Below are 19422 nucleotides of genomic sequence, written 5' to 3'. Positions count from 1 at the left end.
CGCTGATGCCGCTTCGCTGCCATGCTGCTTGTCTCATTACATCCGTTCCGAACAAAACTGCGGGAATATATCCCATGATCGCCGCCTTCGGCAAGTCCTCGCCCCCGGATGAGGCGGCGGCAATCGCCTTCGGCGGCCGGATTCTTGCAAATCCGCCCGCTCCGGCTGATGCTGAAAAAAAGACGCCTTGTCCGCCAGGGCGCCGGCCCGATCCGTCGCACCGCGACGATTTGCTGAATTCCACTCCGCGGCAGCAGGCCGCCAAGCGCCATGATCAAGTGCATTGATGTCAGCGAGCTAAAAGTAGGCATGTACATCCACGACCTGAACTGCGACTGGATGTCCCACCCCTTTCTGATCAACCGCTTCAAGGTGAAGGACGACAGCGAGATCCAGAAAATCGCCGACGCCGGCATTCACGAAGTCTACATCGACACCCGCAAGGGCCTGGACCTGCCCTCCGCCCGCAGCGAAGGCGAAGTGCGCAAGCAACTGGAAAGCGAGCTGCGCGAAATCGCCTCCCGCGAGAGCACGGTGGTCCGCCGCGTGGAGGCGGCCGAGGAATTCGGCCGCGCCCGGGTCATCCACGACGAGGCCAACCAGATCGTCCGCGACATCCTGCAGGACGTGCGGCTGGGCAAGCAGGTGGAGCTGGAGCAGGTGGAGCCGCAGGTGGAAAAGCTGACCGAATCCATTCTGCGCAACGGCGGCGCGCTGCTGTCGCTGTGCCGGATCAAGGACAAGGACAACTACACTTTCCAGCATTCAGTCAGCGTCGGCGCGCTGATGGTCAGCTTCTGCAACGGCCTGGGCATGAGCAAGGAAGTGATACACCACGCCGGCATCGGCGGCATGCTGCACGACATCGGCAAGATGAGAGTGCCCAACGAAATCCTGAACAAGCCGGGCAAGCTGACCGAGCAGGAATTCCAGGTGATGAAGTGCCACGTGGTGGAAAGCCAGAAGATTCTGCACGCCACCCGCGGCATCTCGGAAACCGCGGTGCTGGTGGCCGGCCAGCACCACGAGCGCCACGACGGCAGCGGCTATCCGGCCGGACTGAAGGGCGAGCAGATTTCGCAGCTGGGACAGATGGCGGCCATCGTCGACGTCTACGACGCCCTCACCTCCGAACGCTGTTACCACCAGGGCATGTCGCCGACCGACGCGCTGCGCAAGATCTACGAATGGTCGAAATTCCACTTCAACCCAGAACTGGTGCAAGCTTTCATGCGGGTGATAGGCATCTATCCGATCGGCACCCTGGTGCGGCTGGAGAGCGGCCGGCTGGGCGTGGTGATCGAGCAGAACGACAACAATCTGGTCTCGCCCAAGGTGAAAGTGTTTTTCAGCACCAAGAGCAATACCCACATCGCGCCGGAAATCGTCGACCTATCGCGCAAGATGGGCTTCGGCGGCGGCGACCGCATCGTCAAGCACGAGTCGCCGGAGAAATGGCACATCGACCCGCTGCGCTTTCTGTAGGGCGCATCGCCCCGAGGCGACGCGCCGCAGTTCCAATCGAGCATCCATCATGCGTCCGCGGCGGCATAGTCGGCGCGCCTCCCCTCCGGGTTGACGCACCTTAGCGGTAATCCCCCCACACCGCCTGCATCGCCGCCACCGCCGCCAGCGCCGCGGTCTCGGTGCGCAGGATGCGCGGCCCCAGCTTCAGCGGCGTCCAGCCGGCCGCCAGCGCCGCGTCTTCCTCCTGCGCGGAAAAACCGCCCTCCGGCCCCGCCATCAACCAGCTGCGCGCCGGCCTATCGGCCAGTTGGGCCAGGCTCTTGTCGCCGCGCGGGGACAGGATCAGCCGGATATCGGCCTCTTGCCGCCGCGCCAGCCATTCGTTCAGCGTCAGGATGGGCAGCACTTGCGGCACCGTGTTGCGGCCGCTCTGCTCGCAGGCGGAGATCACGATCTCCTGCCAGCGCGCGACGCGCTTGTCGGCGCGCTCGCCGCTGAGCTTCACCACCGAGCGGCCGGCGGCGATGGGCTGGAACACCGACACCCCCATCTCCACGCCCTTTTGCAGCGTAAATTCCATCTTGTCGCCGCCGGAAATGCCCTGGGCCAGGCCCAGCCACAACGGAGTTTCACGTGAAACGCCGTCGAAGCGCTCGACCACGCATTGCGCGTCGCGCTTCATCACCGCACAGAGCGCGGCCTGGTACTCGCCGCCGCGGCCGTTGAACAGCGTGATGGCGTCGCCGGCGTTCAGCCGCAATACTTGGATATGACGCACCACAGCATCGGGCAGGGACAGCTGCTGGCCGACCGCGAGGTCGGCATCGAGATAAAACCTTGGCATCGGATATTGAAAGTCGCTGTTGATACCGGTATTTTGCTAGGTTTGCTCCATTCGGCAAACCGCTTTCGCGCGGAAACCACGCAGGGAGAAAAGGATGCAGGTGCTAGAACAGGTGATGCAGCTGGTACGCGACGTGGCCGCCCGCGAGGTGATGCCGCGCTTTTTGCGCGTCGGCAAGAGCCGCAAGGACGACGGCACCCTGTTCACCGAGGCCGATCTCGCCTGCCAGGAAGAACTGCAGCGACGCCTGCCGGCCATCCTGCCTCACCCGGTGCTGGGCGAGGAAATGGAGCGCGACGAACAGGACGCGCTGTGGGCGGCCAACCGCGACGGACTGTGGGTGGTGGACCCGATAGACGGCACGACCAACTTCGTCAACGGCCTGCCCTATTTCGCGATCTCGGTCGGCCTGATGGTGGATGGCCGCAGCGAGCTGGGCGTGATCTACAACCCGGTGTCGGACGAGATGTTCTACGCCCGCCGCGGCCAGGGCGCCTGGCTGAACGGCCATCGGCTGCCGCTGAAAACCATCAATAACTGCATGGGCGACGCCATCGCCAGCGTGGAGGTCAAATACCTGCGTTCCGGCAAGCTGGCGGCCCGCATCGGCAGCGTGGCGCCGTGCGGCAGCCAGCGCAATATGGGCTCCAGCACGCTGGACTGGTGCTTCCTGGCCGCCGGCCGCTACGACCTCTACCTGCACGGCGGCCAGCGGCTGTGGGACTACGCCGCCGGCGCCGTCATCGCCGAAGAAGCCGGCGCCCGCCTGGCCAGCCTCAACACCGACGACTACTGGAGCGACGTGGTGTGGAAACGCTCGGTGATCGGCGCGATCACGCCGGAACTGTTCTCGCAATGGCACCGCTGGGTGCGCGCCAACCAGTAGCCTCCTCGCCATGGGCATGCCGCGCGCGCGCAACCGCCTCCCGGCCGCCATGGAACAGACGCCTCTCCCACTCCCAAGCTCGGCCCGCCTCCGGGCAGGCCGATGCGCGCCGGCGCTTACGACATGACCATGACCATCCTCGCCATCTTCCTCATCGTCTATCTCGGCATGATTCTCGGCGGACTGCCGTTCCTGCAGCTTGACCGGACCGGCGTCGCGCTGCTCGGCGCGATCGCGCTGATCGGCGTCAACGCGCTGAGCCTCGAGCAAGCGGTGGCCTCCATGCACCTGCCCACGCTGATATTGCTGTTCGCCTTCATGGTGATATCGGCGCAGATGCGCCTCGGCGGCTTCTACGACTGGGTGACCCGCAAGCTGGCGACCCTGTCGCTCGGCCCCGCCGGCCTCTTGGCGGCGCTGACCGTCGTCAGCGCGGCGTTGTCGGCGGTATTCAGCAACGACATCGTCTGTCTGGCCGTCGCCCCGGTCTTGATCGACGTCTGCAGACAGCGCCGGCTAGACCCGGTCCCGTTCCTGCTGGCGCTTGCCTGCGCCTCCAACATCGGCTCGGCCGCGACGCTGATCGGCAATCCCCAGAACATGCTGATCGGCCAGACGCTGCGCCTGAACTTCGGCGGCTATTTCCTGGCCGCCGCCATCCCGGTGGTCTTCGGGCTGCTGGCATGCTGGGCGCTGATCGTCAGGCAGACCGGCGGCCGCTGGCTGGATGCCGGCCCCGCCGAGCCTGCCGCCGAGCCGCCGCGCGCGGGCGCGCCTTTCGATGGCTGGCAAACCGCGAAAGGCCTCGCCATCGCCGCGGCGCTGCTGGCGGCGTTCCTGGCGGCGCCGTGGCCCAGGGAGCACATGGCGCTCATCGGCGCGGGCATCTTGCTGATGAGCCGCCAGCTGCATTCCCGCAAGATGCTGGGGCTGGTCGACTGGGAGCTGCTGGTTCTGTTCATGAGCCTGTTCGTCGTCAACCATGCGCTGCAGCGCACCGGGATCCCATCGGACGCCGTCGCCGGCCTGGCCGCGCTCGGCGTGCGGCTGGAGCAGCCCGGCCCCTTGTTCGCCGCCACCTTCCTGCTGTCCAACATCGTCTCCAACGTCCCGGCGGTGATGCTGTTGTTGCCCGTCGCCCATCACGAGGCGAGCGGCCTGCTGTTGGCGCTGGTCAGCACGCTGTCGGGCAATCTGCTGATTGTCGGCAGCATCGCCAACATCATCGTCGTCGATGCCGCCGCCAGGCGCGGCGTCGCCATCGACTGGAAACGCCACGCCCGCGTCGGCGTGCCGATCACCCTGGCGACCCTGGCCGTCTCCGGCGCGTACCTGGCGCTGCGGTTCCAGCTCGGCTTCTGAGTTCGGCCCCGCCGCATTCGAAGCGGCGGGAGCCCGCCCTCATCCGTGAAACGGCGGCGACAAAAAACCGCATGCCGGCGAGGCATGCGGTTGGCGGATAGCCTCAACTCCGGCGGCTCAGCGTCTGCGCGCCTGCGCCGACAGGTTCAGGTTCTGCTGGCGCAGGAAGTCGGCCACCATCTGGCCCAACAGCACATGGGTGTGCGTGGTCGGGTGCAGATTGTCCCAGAACACATAGGCGTCGGCGTTGGTGCATTCCGGCCGCGGCGTCTGCGACGAGATGTAGGGCAGGCTGGCGTTGGCCGCCACGTTCAGGCAGGGCTGGGTGGTGTTGCTCACCTGGTACTTGGCCGGATTCGTCAGCAGATCGTTGAACATGGCGTAGGCGTCGAACAGGCTGAGCTTGAGCGCCGCGCCGTGCTTCTGCTTCAGATTGGCCACCAGCGTCGCCAGCTTGGCGTTGTACTCCTTCACCTGCTGCGACAGCTGGGCCGCCTTGCCGCCGGCCGAGCCGGACGGCGTGCGCGACAGGTCGGGCAGCGTCAGCACCACGATGTTGCGGCCGCCGGCGGCGATGATCTTGTCCAGCGCCTTGCCCTGGTCGGCGATCACCTGATCCACGGCGCGGCCGTAGTTGAGCAAGTCGTTGCCGCCGATCAGCATGGTGAACAGGGTGTTTTCCGGACGATAGCCCGGCGCCTTCTGCATGTACTGGGTCCAGGAATCCACCTGCTGCAACAGGCCCGGCACCACCAGGTGGCTGTCGGCGGCGGAACCGCCTATCGCCCAGTTGTAGAACGGCAGCTTCAATTGGTCGGCCAGATGCTCGACCCAGACTCGGCCGTTGCTGAAGCGGCCGACATACCAGCTGCTGGCTACCGGCAGCCGCCATTGCGAGGCGCCGTACATGTTCTGGGTGTCCGACAGGCTGTCGCCGAACACCACCATGCGGTTGATCGCATTGCCCTGGCTGGCGCTGTCCAGCGTCCAGATGGTGTGGTTGTACGACATCACGTTGTTGGCGGCGGCGAACAGCGCCAGCGGACGGTTGACGCCCTGCTTGGCCAGCGTCTGCTGGCACACCGAGCGCAGCGTGTCCTGGCTGGTGTCGCTGTAGAACATGTTCTTCAGCGCGACGAAGCTGCCCGACCACCAGTAGCCGTTGACGCGGTAGTAGTCGCCGCTGGACGGATCGGTGGCCCACACATAGTCGGTCTGCGGCTGGTTGGCCGCCGGACTCTTGCGGTAATAGCAGCGCAGATAAGTGTAGGTGGCGCTGCCAGGCTGCGGCTTGGCCTGGCTCGAGGCGGCGCGCGCCTCGCTGCCGGACAGGGGCTTGCCGGCGGAGATCACGCCGTCCAGCTCGTCGCTGGGGGGCTGTTCGGACTGGGCCTGCGCCTGAGCGCAGGCCAGCATGCCCGCCAGCAGGGACAGAACGATGGTTTGTTTCATGTATTCACCCGATACCTTGTTTGTTATGTGTGGAATGCCCGTCGTTTTCATCCGGTCGCGGCTAAGGCTCCGCGCCGGCCGGGGCTTCCTGTCAAACAGAATATCAGCCGTTTACATTTAAAATAAAGTGTTAATTTTAAACAATTAAACTGGCTTTACGCTTAGTTGTCTTGGCTCAAACTATGCAAAAAGCCGCGGCTGGGTCGCGGCTTTTTTGTTTGATAATGCGTCTCAAACGCTAAGCAAAACGATCTTCAGCGGGGGTTTGCCGTCAATGCTGGGGAAGTCCTCGTCGGGGATGATCCACTCGGCGGCGCGCACTTCGCGGCCGGCTTTGGCGGCGCTGCGCTTCAAACTTTCCAGCCAGGCGTCGCCATCCACTTCTGCAACATTATTGCAACAAACCAGCATCCCGCCCGGCGCGGTAGCCAGCAAAGCGGGCTTGAACAGCGCCTGATAATCGTTGACCAGGTCCACCACGCCGAACGGGCTCTTGGAGTAGCGCGGCGGGTCCAGGAACACCAGATCGAACTGGCGCGGCTCCAGTTTGGGGAAGGGCGGCATCTTCTTGCCGCGCACCCGGTCCGGCTGGCCGATGCCGGACAGCTGGCGCACGGCGGCGAAGACGTCGCTGTGCAGGCAGCGCGGCCGGGAGGCCAGCAGGTTCAGCTTGGCGTTGGCGCGGCCGACGCTGAGGCTGGATTCGGCGAAATCCACGTTCAGCACGAAGCTGGCGCCGGCCTTGGCCGCCGCCACGCCCACGCCGCAGGTGTAGGCGAACAGGTTGAGCACGCTCTTGCCCTCGGCCAGCTGCATCACGCGGCGGCGCGCGGCGCGCAGGTCGAGGAACAGCCAGGGGTCCTGGCCCTTGTGGCGCGCCTGGTAATGGAAGGCGACCCCGTTCTCGCGGATCGCCACGTCCTGCTGGGCCACCGCCTGCTCGGCCAGAGACAGCGCGTTGCTGACGCGCGAGTTGGCGTCGCTGCGGTCGTTGTACACCAGCGCCAGCTCCGGCAGCGTCTCGCGGTAATGGGCGCGGATTTCCTCCAGCTCGGCGTCGGTCAGCGGTTTGTGGAAGGTCTGCGCCAGAATCTGCTCGCCGTAACGGTCGATGGCGAGGCCAGGCATGCCCTCCACGCTGCCGTGGAACAGGCGGTAACAGTTGGTGTCTTCGGCGGCCAAGCGCTCGATCAGCGCGGCGCGCGCCGCGTCGGCGCGGCGGAGGAGTTCGGTCAGGGTGGACATGGGGGCTTTCGATTACAGTTCGGCCGGGCCGCGGGAAACCCCGCGGCCGGATCAAAACCGAATTGTAAGCCCTGGCGGACGGCGCGCCAAACGCCGTCCGTCCGCGCGTCAGCGCGCCTTGCTCAGCATCGGCATCGCGCCGGACGAGCCGAGGAAGTCAGCCACCGCGTTGCCCAGCAGCAAATGGGTGTGGGTGGTCGGGTGCAGCGTGTCCCAGAACACGAAGCTGTCGGCATTGGCGCAATTGGCGCGCGGCGACTGGGTCTGCATGTAGTTCAGCGCCGAGTCGGCGTTGATGTTCAGGCAGGACTGGGTGGTGTTGCTGACCTGGTACTTGCCCGGATTGTTCAACACGTCATTGAACATCGCGTAGCTGTCGAACATCTGGATGTTGACGCCGTACTGCTGACGCAGCGAGGCGGCCAAGGCATCCAGCTTCTGGTTCAGATCCTTCACCTGCGCCGCCACGGTGGCCGCGCCGTCCTTGTACTGGAACACCGGCGCGCGCGACACATCAGGCAGCTTCAACAGCAGAATGTTGCGGCCGCCGGCCTTGATCAGATTGGTCAGCGCCTGCTGCTGGCCGGCGATCACCTTGTCCGGCGTGCTGCCGTAGTTGACCAAGTCGTTGCCGCCTATCCACATCGTGAACAGCGTGGTGGCCGGGTTGTAATTGGGCGCCTGCTTCATGTAGTCCTGCCAGGACTGCACCTGCTGCACCACGCCCGGGATCACCAGCTTTTGCGTCGACACGCCGGCGCCGCCGATCGCCCAGTTGTACATCGGCAGCTTCAGCCGGCTGGCCAGGTATTCCACCCACACCGGGCCGTTGCTGAAGTGGCCGATATACCAGCTGTTGCGGTTGGGCAGCGTCCACTGCGAGGCGTTGTAAACGTTCTGGTTGTCGGACAGGCTGTCGCCGAAGGCGATGATCTTGTTGATGCCACTGCCCTGCCCGGCCTTGTCGTTGGTCCACACCGTGTAATTGAACGACATCGCGTTGTCGGCGGCGAACACCATCGCCGGCTGCGACGGCCTGCCCTTCTTGGCCAGCGTCTGCTGGCAGACGGAGCGCAGCGCGTCCTGCGTCACGTCGCTGTAGAACATGTTCTTCCAGTCGAAGATGCTGCTGGACCACCAGTTGCCGTTCAGGCGGTAGTAGTCGCCGCTGGACGGGTCGAGCGCCCACTCGTAATCGGTGCCCGGCTGGGTGTTGGCGCTGCCGGTGCGGTAGAAACAGCGCACATAGGTATAGGTGGCGGGCCCCGGCACAGACATCGCGGAGATACGCGCGGCGGCCTGCTGCTTGGGCAGGCCGCGCTTCAGCAGCTCGGCGCGGCTCAGCGGGCCGGACGACGACAGCACGTGGGCATAGCGCGGATCCGGCGCGCCGTCGTCATTGCCGGCCCAGGCCAGCGAGGAAAGGGTCAGTCCCAGCAGCAACCATGACTTCATTCGCACTCCTCCTTGGATTTCGTGTGTGGATCGCGCCGGTTCAGCGGCGCGTCATTACACACTACGGAGGAAAAATGAAAATTGCATGATTGCAATCATTAAGTTACGACAAATTTAGATCAAACGCTCGAATGATGTCTCATCATCGCCAGCGCAGCATGACATCCGGCTCTGCCTCCGCCAGCCTGCGCGTATGCCATAGTGAAGTGATCGCCACTCATGCCGCGAGGAAGCCATGCAAGCCAGCCGCGAACTGCTGAAAACCCTGTACACGATGGCCATGCTGGTAGAGGCGCGCGACGCCTACACCGGCGGCCACCTGTGGCGCGTGTCGCGCTACAGCCATCTGCTGGCCTCCGACTTGCAGCTGCCTCAGGCCGAGGTGGAAAGGATCGCGTTGGGGGGTTTTCTGCACGATCTGGGCAAGGTGGGCGTGCCGGACGCGGTGCTGAACAAGCCCGGCAAACTCAGCGACGAGGAATACGAGGTGATCAAGACCCATCCCCAAGTCGGCGCGGAACTGCTGAAAGAGCACCCGTTAGCCGAACTGGTGATCGACGCGGTGCTGCGCCATCACGAAACCCCGGACGGCAACGGCTACCCAGACCGGCTGTCCGGCAAGGCCATCCCGCTGGCGGCGCGCATCGTCGGCATCGCCGACGCCTTCGATGCGATGACCAGCACCCGGCCCTACCGCCAGGGCATGCCGGCGCCGCAGGCGCTGGCCATCCTGCGCGACAATCTGGGTCGCCAGTTCGACGCCGAACTGGGGGAGCGCTTCATCCTGCTGGGCGAGGCGGGCCGGCTGGACCACGTGCTGGGCCATAGCGAACCCGGCGTGCCGATGCAGCGCTGCGCGGCCTGCGGCCCCATCATCGCGGTGCCGGCGGCGGCGGCCGATGGCGACGAATTATTCTGCCCTGCCTGTGCCGGCGGCTACCGCCTCAGCCGCCGGGACGACGCGCTGGCGCTCACGCCCACCGACGCGAACGATCCGGTCCGCGCCCGCCGGCCGCGCGCCGACAGCGCGCTGATCGATCGGCTGCTGGCCGACAGCGGCCGCCTGCGCGCGCGCGGCAAGCCCGGGCTGCTGGACCTGCTATTTGGCTGAGCCAGCCGATCAGGTCATTGCGCTTGCCGTTAAAATGCGAATGGTATAGCCTGATGAATCAATACCTTGTATAGACGGGACAGACCATGCACCGACTGCATCCCAATCTGCGACCCTGGCTGGCCGAGCTCAACCAGCAGACTGCGCAACGTTTGGCCGAAGGCTACAAACCGACGGCGATAGGCGCGCGGGAAGCATTGGCGCAGTTGACCGCGCAGATGGTCGCGCCCGGGCCGGACATCGCCTGGGTGAACGATGACCTGGTGCCGGGCGGCGCTTACGCCGTACCGGTGCGCATCTACCATCCCGCGCCCAAAGAAACGTTGCCGGTGCTGGTCTTCCTGCACGGCGGCGGCCACATGGCGGGAAGCGTCAGCGTCTACGACGGCATCAACCGCCGCCTCGCCGCCGCCAGCCGGCACATCGTCGTCGCCGCCGAATACCGGCTGTCGCCGGAAAATCCCTACCCAGCCGGCCTCGATGACGCGCTGAGCGTGGCCAGGCATGTGTGGCGCGCGTTGGACGAACGCGGGCTGGCCTACCGGCGGCGCCTGTCGCTGGCCGGCGACTCCGCCGGCGGCGCGCTGTGCGCCAGCCTCTGCGGCCTTGCCGACCCATCGCTTGAGATTTCACGCCAGGCGCTGATCTATCCCTGCGTCGACTACACGCTGGCGCAGCCCTCGGTGGCGGAAAACGGTGAAGGCCTCTTCCTGACCCGGGCCCGCACCGACTGGTATTTCGACAATTACTTCCAGCACGGCGAAGACCGCGGCCGGGCATCGCCGCTGCACTGGGCGCTGGATGCCCCGCCGCCCGCGACGCTGGTGATCACCGCCGGCCGCGACATCCTGCGCGACCAGGGCCAGTTATACGCGGAGAAGTTGCAGGCGGCCGGCGCCGAAGTGGAACGGCTGCATCTGGAGGACCAGGTGCACGCCTTCCTCAACATGGAGGCGCTGGTGCCGGAAGTATGCGAACTGGCTTACCGCCGCATCGGCGCCTTCCTCAACGCCGGCTGAACGCCTCGCCCCTGCGGCCTGCGCGCTGAAATCCTTCAACTTCGGAAACGCGCGCCTCCCGGCGCATGCTGCGTCTCAGTAGTTTTCCGGGAAGAAGTGCCGCTCGGTCAGCTCGATCAGGATATGCAGCACCTTGATGTGCAGTTCCTGCACGCGGTCGGCATAGCTGCCGCCCGGGGTGTTGACATAGACGTCGGCCAGCGGCTCCAGCTTGGCACCGGCGCGGCCGGTCAGGATCACCACTTTGACGCCCAGCTCGCGCGCCACTTCGGCGGCGCGGATCACGTTGCGGCTGTTGCCGCTGGTGCTCAGGCCGATCAGCACGTCGCCGGCGCGGGCATGGCTTTCCAGGTAGCGGGCGAAAATCTCGTCATAACCGTAATCGTTGCCGACGCAGCTGATGTGGCTGGGATCGCTGATGGCGATCGCCGCCATGCCACGGCGGTTATCGCGGTAACGGCCGGTGAGTTCTTCGGCGAAATGCATCGCGTCGCACATCGAGCCGCCGTTGCCGCAGGAAAACACGCGGCCGCCGGATTCGAGCGCGCCGATGATCGCCTGCGCGGCCGCCTCCACCGAGGCGAGCGCCTGCGGATTGGCCAACAGATTGTCGAGCGCGGTCTTGGCCTCGCCCAGGCTGGCGCGGATATGGTCTTGCATGATGAATTCCATTGCTTGGTCAGGCTCTAGTGTACACCTGATGATCCCGCGCCACGGAGCGGCCGGCGTCTGGCCCGGCCCGGCAAGGCGGCATCGATCGCGCGACGGACACCGCCAGGAAACACCACGCGCGCCAGAATGCCCGCCGACGCGCTCAGGCGATCTGCCGGCCGAACCACACCACCCGTCCGATCACCTCGAATTCGCCGGCGGAGCGGGACAAGTCGACGGTGAAAGTTTCATACAAGGGATTGGCGCTCTTCACTTGCACCGCGCCTCCGGGCAAGCGCTGCAGCTGCTTGACGAAGATGTCATCGCCGATGCGGATCACGAACAAGCCTTCGCCGGGATTGCGCTCGGCGGTGTTGACCAGGATGGTGTCCCGGTCCTCCAGCACGCCGCTCATGCTGTCGCCCTTGACGCTGATCACCACCAGATCGCGCGGCGAGGCGTTCAGATAGTTCTTCACCCAGTAGCGGCGGAAGGCCATATAGAACATCGGCTGCTCGCCGGCGGCGCTGGTTCCAAAGCCTGCCGACGCCTTCAGGTTATAACGCGGAATGAAACAGAACTCCTCTTGCACTCCGGCAGGAATTTCATGCTCATCGGCGTCGCCGCGCGCGGGCAAGGCCGGCAATCCGGCAGGCGTGGCTGCCTCGTGCGCCTGCGCGCGCTCATCCTGCATCGGGCCATCGCCGTACAACAGCCACTCGACCCGGCAGCCGCTGCCGGCCGCGATCTTTTGCGCGGTTCCGACCCGCGGAACGCCGCCCTTGTACCACATATTGGTGAACGACCCCTTGTTGAGACCGTGGCGCGCCGCCCAAGCGTAGGGCTTCTCGCTGCCGATCAATAGTTCCAGGCGCTGCCGGAAATCGGTCTGTTGCTGCGAATTTTCCATTTGGAACTCCATCGGAAGTCATGCACGGTTGGAGCGGCGCCCCAGATTACCATTGCATTGTCATTTTGTCGAATGTAACTGACATAAGTAGTGACATCCCGTTGCTTGTTTAGTTCAAAAGCAAGGCATACAATAGCAATCATACTTCATAAGTAGTTCTACTAATTAGCAATGATACTTATAAAAGTGCTAAAATATATGCACCCAACTACCACTGCAGTTCTAATAACTGCCTACATAAAACCCAGGCTCTCCCTGGTTTAGCCTTGCTCAAACTATAACTCATTTAGAACTATTTGTCTGCCAAGGCCCTTCGAGGGGCTTTCAGGAGCTCACGTGATGAATACCGCCGCGCAATATCCCGCTCTGCCCTCCACCATGCAACTGGTCGCTCAGCTGATTGGCATGCCGCGCACTTTGCAGTTAGTGCAGGCGCTGGGCGGCACCACCCTGCCCTTCTCCAAGAACCAGAGCCGCGCCGGCCAGCTGCGCTTCGCCGCGCTGGTGGAGGTGATCGGCCAGGAGGCGGCCGAGCGGCTGACCGGCCATTTCGGCGGCGACATCCTCTATATCCCGCGCTGCAGCACCGCACTGCGCCAGGCGCGCAATCAGCAGATGATCCGCGACTTCGACGCGATGCTGGTGGAAGGCCTCGGCGCCAACGAAGCGGTGGGCGTGCTGGCGATGCGCTATCGCCTCAGCGACCGCATGGTCTGGCGCGTGCTGAAAACCCCGCCGGCCGACTGCGAAGTGCACTGATCCCCCGGCACGGCGCCGCCGAGGGCCGCCTACCCGCCTCCCAGGCCGAGCAACGCATTCATCAGGCAAAGGAGACCTCATGGCAAGCCGAGCCATTTCCGATCTGCACCCGCAACTGCAGCCGCTGGCTGAAACCTTTCTGCGTCTGTGCCGGGACCAGGGCGTGGACCCGCTGCTGATCTGCACCTGGCGCTCGGCCGCCGAGCAAGAACAGTTGTACCGCCGGGGCCGGGAACTGCCCGGCGTCATCGTCACCTACGCGCGTCCCGGCGAATCGGCCCACAACGCGATGCTGCACGGCAATCCCGCCGCCCGCGCCTTCGACGTGGTTCCGCTGCACGCCGGCAAGCCCATCTGCGACATCGACCACCCTCACTGGCAGGTGATGGGGCGGATCGCCCAGTCCTTGGGCTTGTACTGGCACGGCACGCTGGAAGCGCCGCTGCATGAGATACCCCATTTCCAACTGTCACTGGAGAAATGAGCATGCGCCTAGCCGACCTGCTCCGCCATCCGCGCAGCCGCCGCCTCAGCCACAGCCGGCTGTGGGCCAATATCGCCTGCGCCGCGGCCACCATCATGTTTCTGGTCAATGGCTGGCGCGGTTCGCTGACCGCCGACATCTGGCTGATCTATATGGGCGTAGTCGGCGGCTACTCGGCCACGCTGCGGCTGATCGCCGCCTATCGCGACCGGAGCCGGACATGATCCCCGCCTCCTTCCTGCGCCTGGGCTCCGGCCTGCTGCTGCCGCTGCTCGCCGCCGCCGGCGGTTACGCGCTGGGCCACAGCCAGAGCCGCCAGTACTGGCAAACCAAGCTGCAGGCCACCGTCGCCGAGATGCAATCGGCGGACAGCCGCACGCAACAACAACGCCAGGCCGCGGCCATGGAATTGCAGCGGCAATGGCGCCAACGCATCGATCAACTGGAAAGCCGGCTGCTGGAACAACAGCAGGCGCTGCAAGCGCAGCAACGGCGACACGCGCAAAGGATAGACGATGCCACCCGCAACGATGGTCCCCGCTTTACTGGCCTTGGCCCTGACAGCCTGCGCCTCTACCGCCAGCTCCTCGGCTATCCCGACGAGCTGCCCGGCTCCCAGCCCTTACCTGCTGGAGCTGCCGCCCAAACCGCCGGCGCCGATGCCGGGCTACCGGCGCCCGATCTCCTCGCCCACGCCGCCGACTACGGCGCCTGGTGCCAGCAACTGGAGCAACGCCTTGTCGCCCTGAAACAACTCTACTCTCAACAGGAACCCACACCATGACCGACTTCTTCGACCGGGCCAGCGAGCTGGAAACCGAATTCCGCGAGCAGGCGCTCGCCCGCCACTTCGAGCAATGGCGCCAAAGCGGCCTCAGCCACTGCGAGGACTGCGGCGATCCGATTCCCGGCGCCCGCCGCGCGGCCATCCCCAGCTGCACCCGCTGCGTGCTATGCCAGCAACTGGCCGAGAAGTGAGAGGTTTCACGTGGAACACGACAACCTGCTGGCCCTGGGCCGCATAGAAGGCAAGCTTGACATGATCGTCGCCCACCTCGCCAAACAGGACAAGAAACTGGAAGAGCTGGACGGCCGTCTGCGCGACGTCGAAATCCAGGCCGCCAAGAGCGGCGCGGTATCCGGCGCCCTGTCCGCGCTGCTGGTCACCCTGGCCGGCGAACTGCTCAAGCGCCTAGTGCACTGACACCCCTCAGCTAAGCCCCGACGCCGCCCGGCGTCACACTCTCCCCATCCTCACCATCGTTCCAAGGAATGACCATGTCCATGCTGATTTCCGTGCAAACCGCCATCGCCGACCGCCTGCGCCAAGGCATGGGCCGGATGGTGCGCGAAGTGGCGGCGGACCTGGACGAAACCGCCCTGTGCGGCCTGCAGCTGGCCCACGGCGATTACGCCAGCCGACTCACCCCCGGCCAGTCCAGCCCCACCATCAATCCGCAGGCGCTGGCCAGGCTGCCGGCGCTGTGGACCGTCGCCGGCGGCATCACCTCCAGCCAGCCGCAGGCCAGCCAGCGCCTGCGCTACAAAGCCAACGCGCTGTTCACCGTCATCGTCGGCGACCGCTTGCAAGCCGACGCCAACTACGCCGGCGCCGGCGTCTGGCAATTGGTCTACGCAGCGCGGCGCCTGCTGGCCTCGCAGGATTTCGGCCTGGCGGTGAATCCGCTGCTGCCGGAAAAAGTCCGCCCGCTGGGCCAGGCCCCGCGCGACGGCCAGCCATGGAGCCTGGTGGCCTGCGACTTCAGCACCTATTGGCTGGACGAGGCGCTGGACAACGGCCACTGGCCGTCGCCGCAAACCGACGCCGACCCGGACGCGCTGTTCCGCGCCTTCGGCGGCCGCTTGGAAGACCCGGCCAAAACCTGGCAGAGCACCCAGCTCAACTACAACCTGGCCGGCTCCGCAGGCGTCAAGGCCCAGGATGTGGTCGCCAATCCCGCGCCGTCTCAGAACTAAACCGCTTTCCCCTCGCCGCGCCAACCGGCGCGGCACCTCCCCAACCGCCACACCAGGAGCCTTTCCTTATGGCTAGCGCCAACATCAGTTTCGACCAGATTCCGGCCTCGATCCGCAAGCCGGGCAAATACTTCGAGTTCAACACCAAACTGGCGGTGCGCACGCTGCCGGGCAATCCGCAGCGCGTGCTGGTGATCGGCCAACGCCTGGCCGACACCGCCGCCCAGCCGGCGCTGGCCGCGCTGGACGTGTTCAGCGACGATCAGGCCGCCCAGGCCTTCGGCCGCGGCTCCAACGCCCACCTGATGGCGCGCGCCGCGATCAACGCCAACCCCTACCTGCAGTTGACCGTGATCGGCGTTGACGACGCGGCCGCCGGCACCGCCGCTTCCGGCTCCTTCACCTTCAGCGGCCCGGCCGCCGCCGCCGGCGTGCTGAGCCTGTTCATCGGCGCGGTCCGCGTCGACGTGGCCGTGGCCGCCACCGACGATCCGACCAAGATCGCCGCCAATGCGCAAGCCGCCATCGCCAAGCTGACCGACCTGCCGGTCACCGCATCCGCCGCCAAGGAAGTGCTGACCCTCACCGCCCGCCACAAGGGCAGCATCGGCAACGGCATCGCGCTGAAGGCGCAGGAGCAGATCGCCGGCCTCGGCGTCGTCATCGCTGCAATGAAAGGGGGCGCCGGCGATCCGGACCTCGCTCCGGTCCTGTCCGCAGTGGTGAGCGGCGGCCACCAGATCATCGCCAGCCCGTTCACCGGCGACGCCGCGCTGACCGCGCTGCGCAACCATCTGGACTTCGTGTCCGGTCCGCTGGAGCAACGCGGCGCCATCGGCGTGATCGCCACCACCGGCGCGCTGGCCGACGCCTCCGCCTTGTCCGCCAAGCTGGACAGCGGCCGCATCACCACCGCCTGGTATCGCGGCTCGGCCAAGCTGTCGGCCGACATCGCCGCCGCCTACGCCGCCGTGATCGCCAGCGAGGAAGATCCGGCCCGTCCGCTGAACACTCTGGAGCTGAAGGGCCTGGACGTGGTGGACCTGGCTTCCCGCACCAGCCGCACCGAGCAGGAAAACGCGCTGTACAACGGCGTGACCCCGCTGGAAGTGGCCGCCGGCGACCGCGTGCAGATCGTGCGCGCCATCAGCACCTACACCAAGGACGCGCAAGGCGTGGACGACGTGTCGCTGCTGGATATCACCACCATCCGCACCCTGGATTACGTGCGCAAGGCTTGCCGCGAGCGCATCGCGCTGCGCTTCCCGCGCGAGAAGCTGTCCGACCGCACGCCGTCCAAGGTCCGTTCCGAGCTGCTGGACGTGCTGTACAAGCTGGAAGAGCTGGAAATCATCGAGCAGGTGGAAGCCAACAAGGCCGGCCTGATCGTCGAGCGCGACCTGCAGGACGTCAACCGCCTGGACGCCAAGATCCCGGTGGACGTAGTCAACGGCCTGCACGTGTTCGCCGGCCGCATCGACCTGCTGCTGTAAGCGCGCGCGGCGAGGCGGCTGATCCCGCAGCGCTCGGCCGCCTCGCCTCGCCTCTCCCCCTTCCTTCAACACCCCAGCCGGCCGGGCCGCCGCCCGGCCGCCCCATCCCGAATCGAAAAGGAAAGTCTCATGGCTTTGAAAGAATACGCAGGCTCCATCGTCCTGGAAGTGAATGGCCAGGAAATCGACGTCATCGACCTCAACGTCAGCAGCCGCACCGGCCGCAAGATCGTGAAGACGATGAACGCCACCGGCCGCGCCAAGGGCTTCGCCCGCGGCATCTCCGAATACGACCTGGCGGTCACCGTGTCCATCCCGCTGACCGGCGACCTGGACTGGGAAGCGATCGAAGGCGCCAAGCTGACCGAATTCCCGCTGGCGCCGGGCGGCAAACGCACCAGCTACCTGGACTGCTTCACGCTGGAAGTCGGCGAGAAATACGGCGTGGAAAGCGAAGCGCGCCGCGATATCAAGCTGATGTCGCTGCGGAAAGTGGTGGAATAAAACTATGTAGTAACTAGCACTTAATGTGCTCATCCACGCTTGGTAATTAAAAGGGCTGGGAGTTTAACCACCTCTCAGCCTTATTACCTAAAATATATTGAGATTGGAGAATGATTATGCCGGATCCTAAAAAAGTGGAATTTATTAGAAAAATATATGGCCCGGCAAAAAAGGCTTCTGAAGAAAGTGGAATGTCTCTTGAATTGATTTTAACTCAAGCAGCTCTTGAAACAGGGTGGGGACAAAAATTTCTCGATGGATCAAACAATGCCTTCAACATAAAGGCAAGCGGTGCTGACGGGTGGAAAGGCAAAACAAGATATTATGATGTTCCTGAAGTAATAAATGGGAAAACCGTAATAAAGCATGAAAAATTCAGAGTTTATGACACTATAGAAGACTCAATAAATGACAGAATAAAATTTCTTAAAGGAAATAAAAGGTACAAAGGGATATTTAAGGAAGGAGTTAAAGGTGATTTTTCAAAAGAAGTTGAGGAAATAGCAAAAGCTGGCTACGCAACAGATCCGAAGTATCAGAGCCTACTTCATAGTGTGAACTCTGGATCAACAATGCGCGCAGGCATTGAAGCTGGTAAAAAATTAGAGGCCACATCAATAGGGAAAATTGAAGAAAAAAAAACCATTAACTCTAAAAGTATTTTGGATGAAATTTCAAATATAGCTCAGTCTGAAACAAGCCAAATAACTAATAAAATATGGCCAAAAGAAAAAACGCAATCAAATAATAAAGAGAGTGAGATTGCTGCAGAAAAAACATCCCCTGGAGAGAAAATAATCTTAGCAGCAAAATCACACTTCAAGCCTGGTAAATATGAGTATGGCCGATCAGATAGCAGAAGCAAAAACAAATCAAGCAATGGTAAAACCGACACAACCCGATTGGAAGAAGATGCCGATGGTGATGGGCTGAAAGGCGTAGACTGCTCTGCACTTGTTTGGCGTGCATTGAAAGAAAGCGGAGTCCCCCTTACCGGACTCCCTTCACAGGCTGGATTCACAACTAGCAGCTTATTTAACGGAAGCGCAGTCACCGAACTCGCAAAAAAGAATTTTACTCCTATTTCGAAAGACAAAGCTCTTGAGCCAGGCGCAATGAAGCCTGGTGACCTAATGATGTTCAGCGGTAAGAGTGGGCAGCACGTAGCTATTTTTGAAGGCTATGACAAAGATGGAAAAGCGAAATTCTTTGGCTCTCAAACTAGCACAGGGCCTGCTTCGACCTATTTGCAGAGCTGGGAATGGAAAAAAAGATTCAAAGGTGCCTTACGATTAAAAAACAATGGCAATCAAGAGAAAGTCAATGCAATTGAGGGGAAAGCATCGGAAGCAGCCAATACGGTCATACCCAACAAGGCAGCCCCGACTACTCCCCATAATAAAAAAACGAGCCAAACCAGTTCCCAAAAACAAGCAGATGCCAATGCTATGGCTGAAAAGGCGAAAGCCAAACAACACGCCGACGCCGAAGCTGCGAAGCAGAAAGCGGCCGAACAGGCGAAAGCCAAGCAGCGCGCCGACGCCGAAGCTGCGAAACAGAAAGCGGCCGAACAGGCGAAAGCCAAGCAGCGCGCCGACGCCGAAGCTGCAAAACAGAAAGCGGCCGAACAGGCGAAAGCCAAGCAGCGCGCCGACGCCGAGGCTGTAAAACAGAAAGCGGCCGAACAGGCGAAAGCCAAGCAGCACGCCGACGCGGAAGCTGTGAAACAGAAAGCGGCCGAACAGGCGAAAGCCAAGCAGCGCGCCGACGCCGAGGCTGTAAAACAGAAAGCGGCCGAACAGG

At 63.7% G+C, this 19422-nt stretch carries 22 protein-coding genes; 16 read left to right on the top strand and 6 right to left on the bottom strand.

Going from position 1 to position 19422, the window contains the following annotated elements:
• Nucleotides 1-74: 74 nt before the first annotated feature.
• Together VA599_RS21655 and VA599_RS21650 are read left to right on the top strand one after the other, a co-directional pair.
• Complete coding sequence (locus VA599_RS21655) at nucleotides 75-287, top strand: hypothetical protein (protein WP_346790586.1); 213 nt, start codon at nucleotides 75-77, stop codon at nucleotides 285-287.
• The gene (locus VA599_RS21650; RefSeq protein ID WP_104945679.1) at nucleotides 271-1485 is read left to right on the top strand and encodes an HD-GYP domain-containing protein; all 1215 of its coding nucleotides are present in this window, start codon (nucleotides 271-273) and stop codon (nucleotides 1483-1485) included. Before VA599_RS21655 ends, VA599_RS21650 begins: the two co-directional genes overlap by 17 nt.
• 100 nt (nucleotides 1486-1585) lie before the next feature.
• Here VA599_RS21650 and VA599_RS21645 read toward each other — a convergent pair whose 3' ends face one another.
• Complete coding sequence (locus VA599_RS21645) at nucleotides 1586-2311, bottom strand: 16S rRNA (uracil(1498)-N(3))-methyltransferase (RefSeq protein ID WP_346790583.1); 726 nt, start codon at nucleotides 2309-2311, stop codon at nucleotides 1586-1588.
• 94 nt (nucleotides 2312-2405) lie between these two features.
• On the opposite strand from VA599_RS21645, the gene VA599_RS21640 reads away from it, so the two are divergent.
• Together VA599_RS21640 and VA599_RS21635 are read left to right on the top strand one after the other, a co-directional pair.
• Nucleotides 2406-3197: an inositol monophosphatase family protein gene (locus VA599_RS21640; RefSeq protein ID WP_104945681.1), complete on the top strand. Its 792-nt coding sequence runs from the start codon at nucleotides 2406-2408 to the stop codon at nucleotides 3195-3197.
• A gap of 123 nt (nucleotides 3198-3320) precedes the next feature.
• Entirely contained in the window at nucleotides 3321-4559 is a 1239-nt protein-coding gene (locus VA599_RS21635; RefSeq protein WP_346790581.1) for an anion transporter, read from the top strand.
• A 117-nt stretch (nucleotides 4560-4676) separates the two neighbouring features.
• Here the strand turns inward: VA599_RS21635 and VA599_RS21630 are convergent, their stop codons facing one another.
• From VA599_RS21630 to VA599_RS21620, 3 genes are all read right to left on the bottom strand, one after another.
• The gene (locus tag VA599_RS21630) at nucleotides 4677-6011 is read right to left on the bottom strand and encodes an SGNH/GDSL hydrolase family protein (protein WP_346790579.1); all 1335 of its coding nucleotides are present in this window, start codon (nucleotides 6009-6011) and stop codon (nucleotides 4677-4679) included.
• A gap of 231 nt (nucleotides 6012-6242) precedes the next feature.
• Nucleotides 6243-7256 (bottom strand): class I SAM-dependent rRNA methyltransferase, encoded by a 1014-nt coding sequence (locus tag VA599_RS21625; RefSeq protein ID WP_346790578.1) that lies wholly within the window; start codon nucleotides 7254-7256, stop codon nucleotides 6243-6245.
• A 108-nt stretch (nucleotides 7257-7364) separates the two neighbouring features.
• Nucleotides 7365-8711 (bottom strand): SGNH/GDSL hydrolase family protein, encoded by a 1347-nt coding sequence (locus VA599_RS21620; protein ID WP_346790576.1) that lies wholly within the window; start codon nucleotides 8709-8711, stop codon nucleotides 7365-7367.
• Nucleotides 8712-8946: 235 nt separating this feature from the next.
• On the opposite strand from VA599_RS21620, the gene VA599_RS21615 reads away from it, so the two are divergent.
• Nucleotides 8947-9822 carry an HD-GYP domain-containing protein gene (locus VA599_RS21615; protein WP_104945683.1) on the top strand — a complete coding sequence of 292 codons (876 nt, stop codon included), beginning with the start codon at nucleotides 8947-8949 and terminating at the stop codon, nucleotides 9820-9822.
• A gap of 86 nt (nucleotides 9823-9908) precedes the next feature.
• Entirely contained in the window at nucleotides 9909-10841 is a 933-nt protein-coding gene (locus VA599_RS21610) for an alpha/beta hydrolase (RefSeq protein WP_021475238.1), read from the top strand.
• Between the two features lie 75 nt (nucleotides 10842-10916).
• Here the strand turns inward: VA599_RS21610 and gmhA are convergent, their stop codons facing one another.
• Together gmhA and VA599_RS21600 are read right to left on the bottom strand one after the other, a co-directional pair.
• Nucleotides 10917-11501 (bottom strand): D-sedoheptulose 7-phosphate isomerase, encoded by a 585-nt coding sequence (gmhA, locus tag VA599_RS21605; RefSeq protein WP_081665778.1) that lies wholly within the window; start codon nucleotides 11499-11501, stop codon nucleotides 10917-10919.
• A 154-nt stretch (nucleotides 11502-11655) separates the two neighbouring features.
• Nucleotides 11656-12402, bottom strand: a complete 747-nt coding sequence (locus VA599_RS21600; RefSeq protein ID WP_021475236.1) for a S24 family peptidase — start codon at nucleotides 12400-12402, stop codon at nucleotides 11656-11658.
• A gap of 339 nt (nucleotides 12403-12741) precedes the next feature.
• Between VA599_RS21600 and VA599_RS21595 the strand changes: the two genes are divergently transcribed.
• The 10 genes from VA599_RS21595 to VA599_RS21550 form a co-directional block, all read left to right on the top strand.
• Entirely contained in the window at nucleotides 12742-13161 is a 420-nt protein-coding gene (locus VA599_RS21595) for a Mor transcription activator family protein (protein ID WP_021475235.1), read from the top strand.
• A 79-nt stretch (nucleotides 13162-13240) separates the two neighbouring features.
• Nucleotides 13241-13645: a M15 family metallopeptidase gene (locus VA599_RS21590; protein WP_021475234.1), complete on the top strand. Its 405-nt coding sequence runs from the start codon at nucleotides 13241-13243 to the stop codon at nucleotides 13643-13645.
• 2 nt (nucleotides 13646-13647) lie between these two features.
• Entirely contained in the window at nucleotides 13648-13869 is a 222-nt protein-coding gene (locus tag VA599_RS21585) for a hypothetical protein (protein ID WP_031295420.1), read from the top strand.
• The gene (locus VA599_RS21580; RefSeq protein WP_346790571.1) at nucleotides 13866-14429 is read left to right on the top strand and encodes a hypothetical protein; all 564 of its coding nucleotides are present in this window, start codon (nucleotides 13866-13868) and stop codon (nucleotides 14427-14429) included. Before VA599_RS21585 ends, VA599_RS21580 begins: the two co-directional genes overlap by 4 nt.
• Nucleotides 14426-14623, top strand: coding sequence for a TraR/DksA family transcriptional regulator (locus tag VA599_RS21575; RefSeq protein WP_021475231.1), 198 nt, complete (start codon nucleotides 14426-14428; stop codon nucleotides 14621-14623). Before VA599_RS21580 ends, VA599_RS21575 begins: the two co-directional genes overlap by 4 nt.
• 10 nt (nucleotides 14624-14633) lie before the next feature.
• Nucleotides 14634-14849: a hypothetical protein gene (locus tag VA599_RS21570; RefSeq protein ID WP_021475230.1), complete on the top strand. Its 216-nt coding sequence runs from the start codon at nucleotides 14634-14636 to the stop codon at nucleotides 14847-14849.
• A gap of 74 nt (nucleotides 14850-14923) precedes the next feature.
• Nucleotides 14924-15622 (top strand): DUF1834 family protein, encoded by a 699-nt coding sequence (locus VA599_RS21565; RefSeq protein WP_021475229.1) that lies wholly within the window; start codon nucleotides 14924-14926, stop codon nucleotides 15620-15622.
• A gap of 68 nt (nucleotides 15623-15690) precedes the next feature.
• Entirely contained in the window at nucleotides 15691-17115 is a 1425-nt protein-coding gene (locus tag VA599_RS21560; protein ID WP_346790568.1) for a phage tail sheath subtilisin-like domain-containing protein, read from the top strand.
• Between the two features lie 129 nt (nucleotides 17116-17244).
• Complete coding sequence (locus tag VA599_RS21555; protein WP_021475227.1) at nucleotides 17245-17619, top strand: hypothetical protein; 375 nt, start codon at nucleotides 17245-17247, stop codon at nucleotides 17617-17619.
• A 116-nt stretch (nucleotides 17620-17735) separates the two neighbouring features.
• Nucleotides 17736-19422: glucosaminidase domain-containing protein (locus tag VA599_RS21550; RefSeq protein ID WP_346790566.1), on the top strand; the 1687-nt coding region annotated here is incomplete at its 3' end.

The organism is Chromobacterium indicum (genome assembly GCF_039708975.1).
Classification (GTDB): domain Bacteria; phylum Pseudomonadota; class Gammaproteobacteria; order Burkholderiales; family Chromobacteriaceae; genus Chromobacterium; species Chromobacterium piscinae.
The sequence above is the reverse complement of the archived record's forward strand: the minus strand, read 5'-3'. Positions and strand labels throughout refer to the sequence as shown.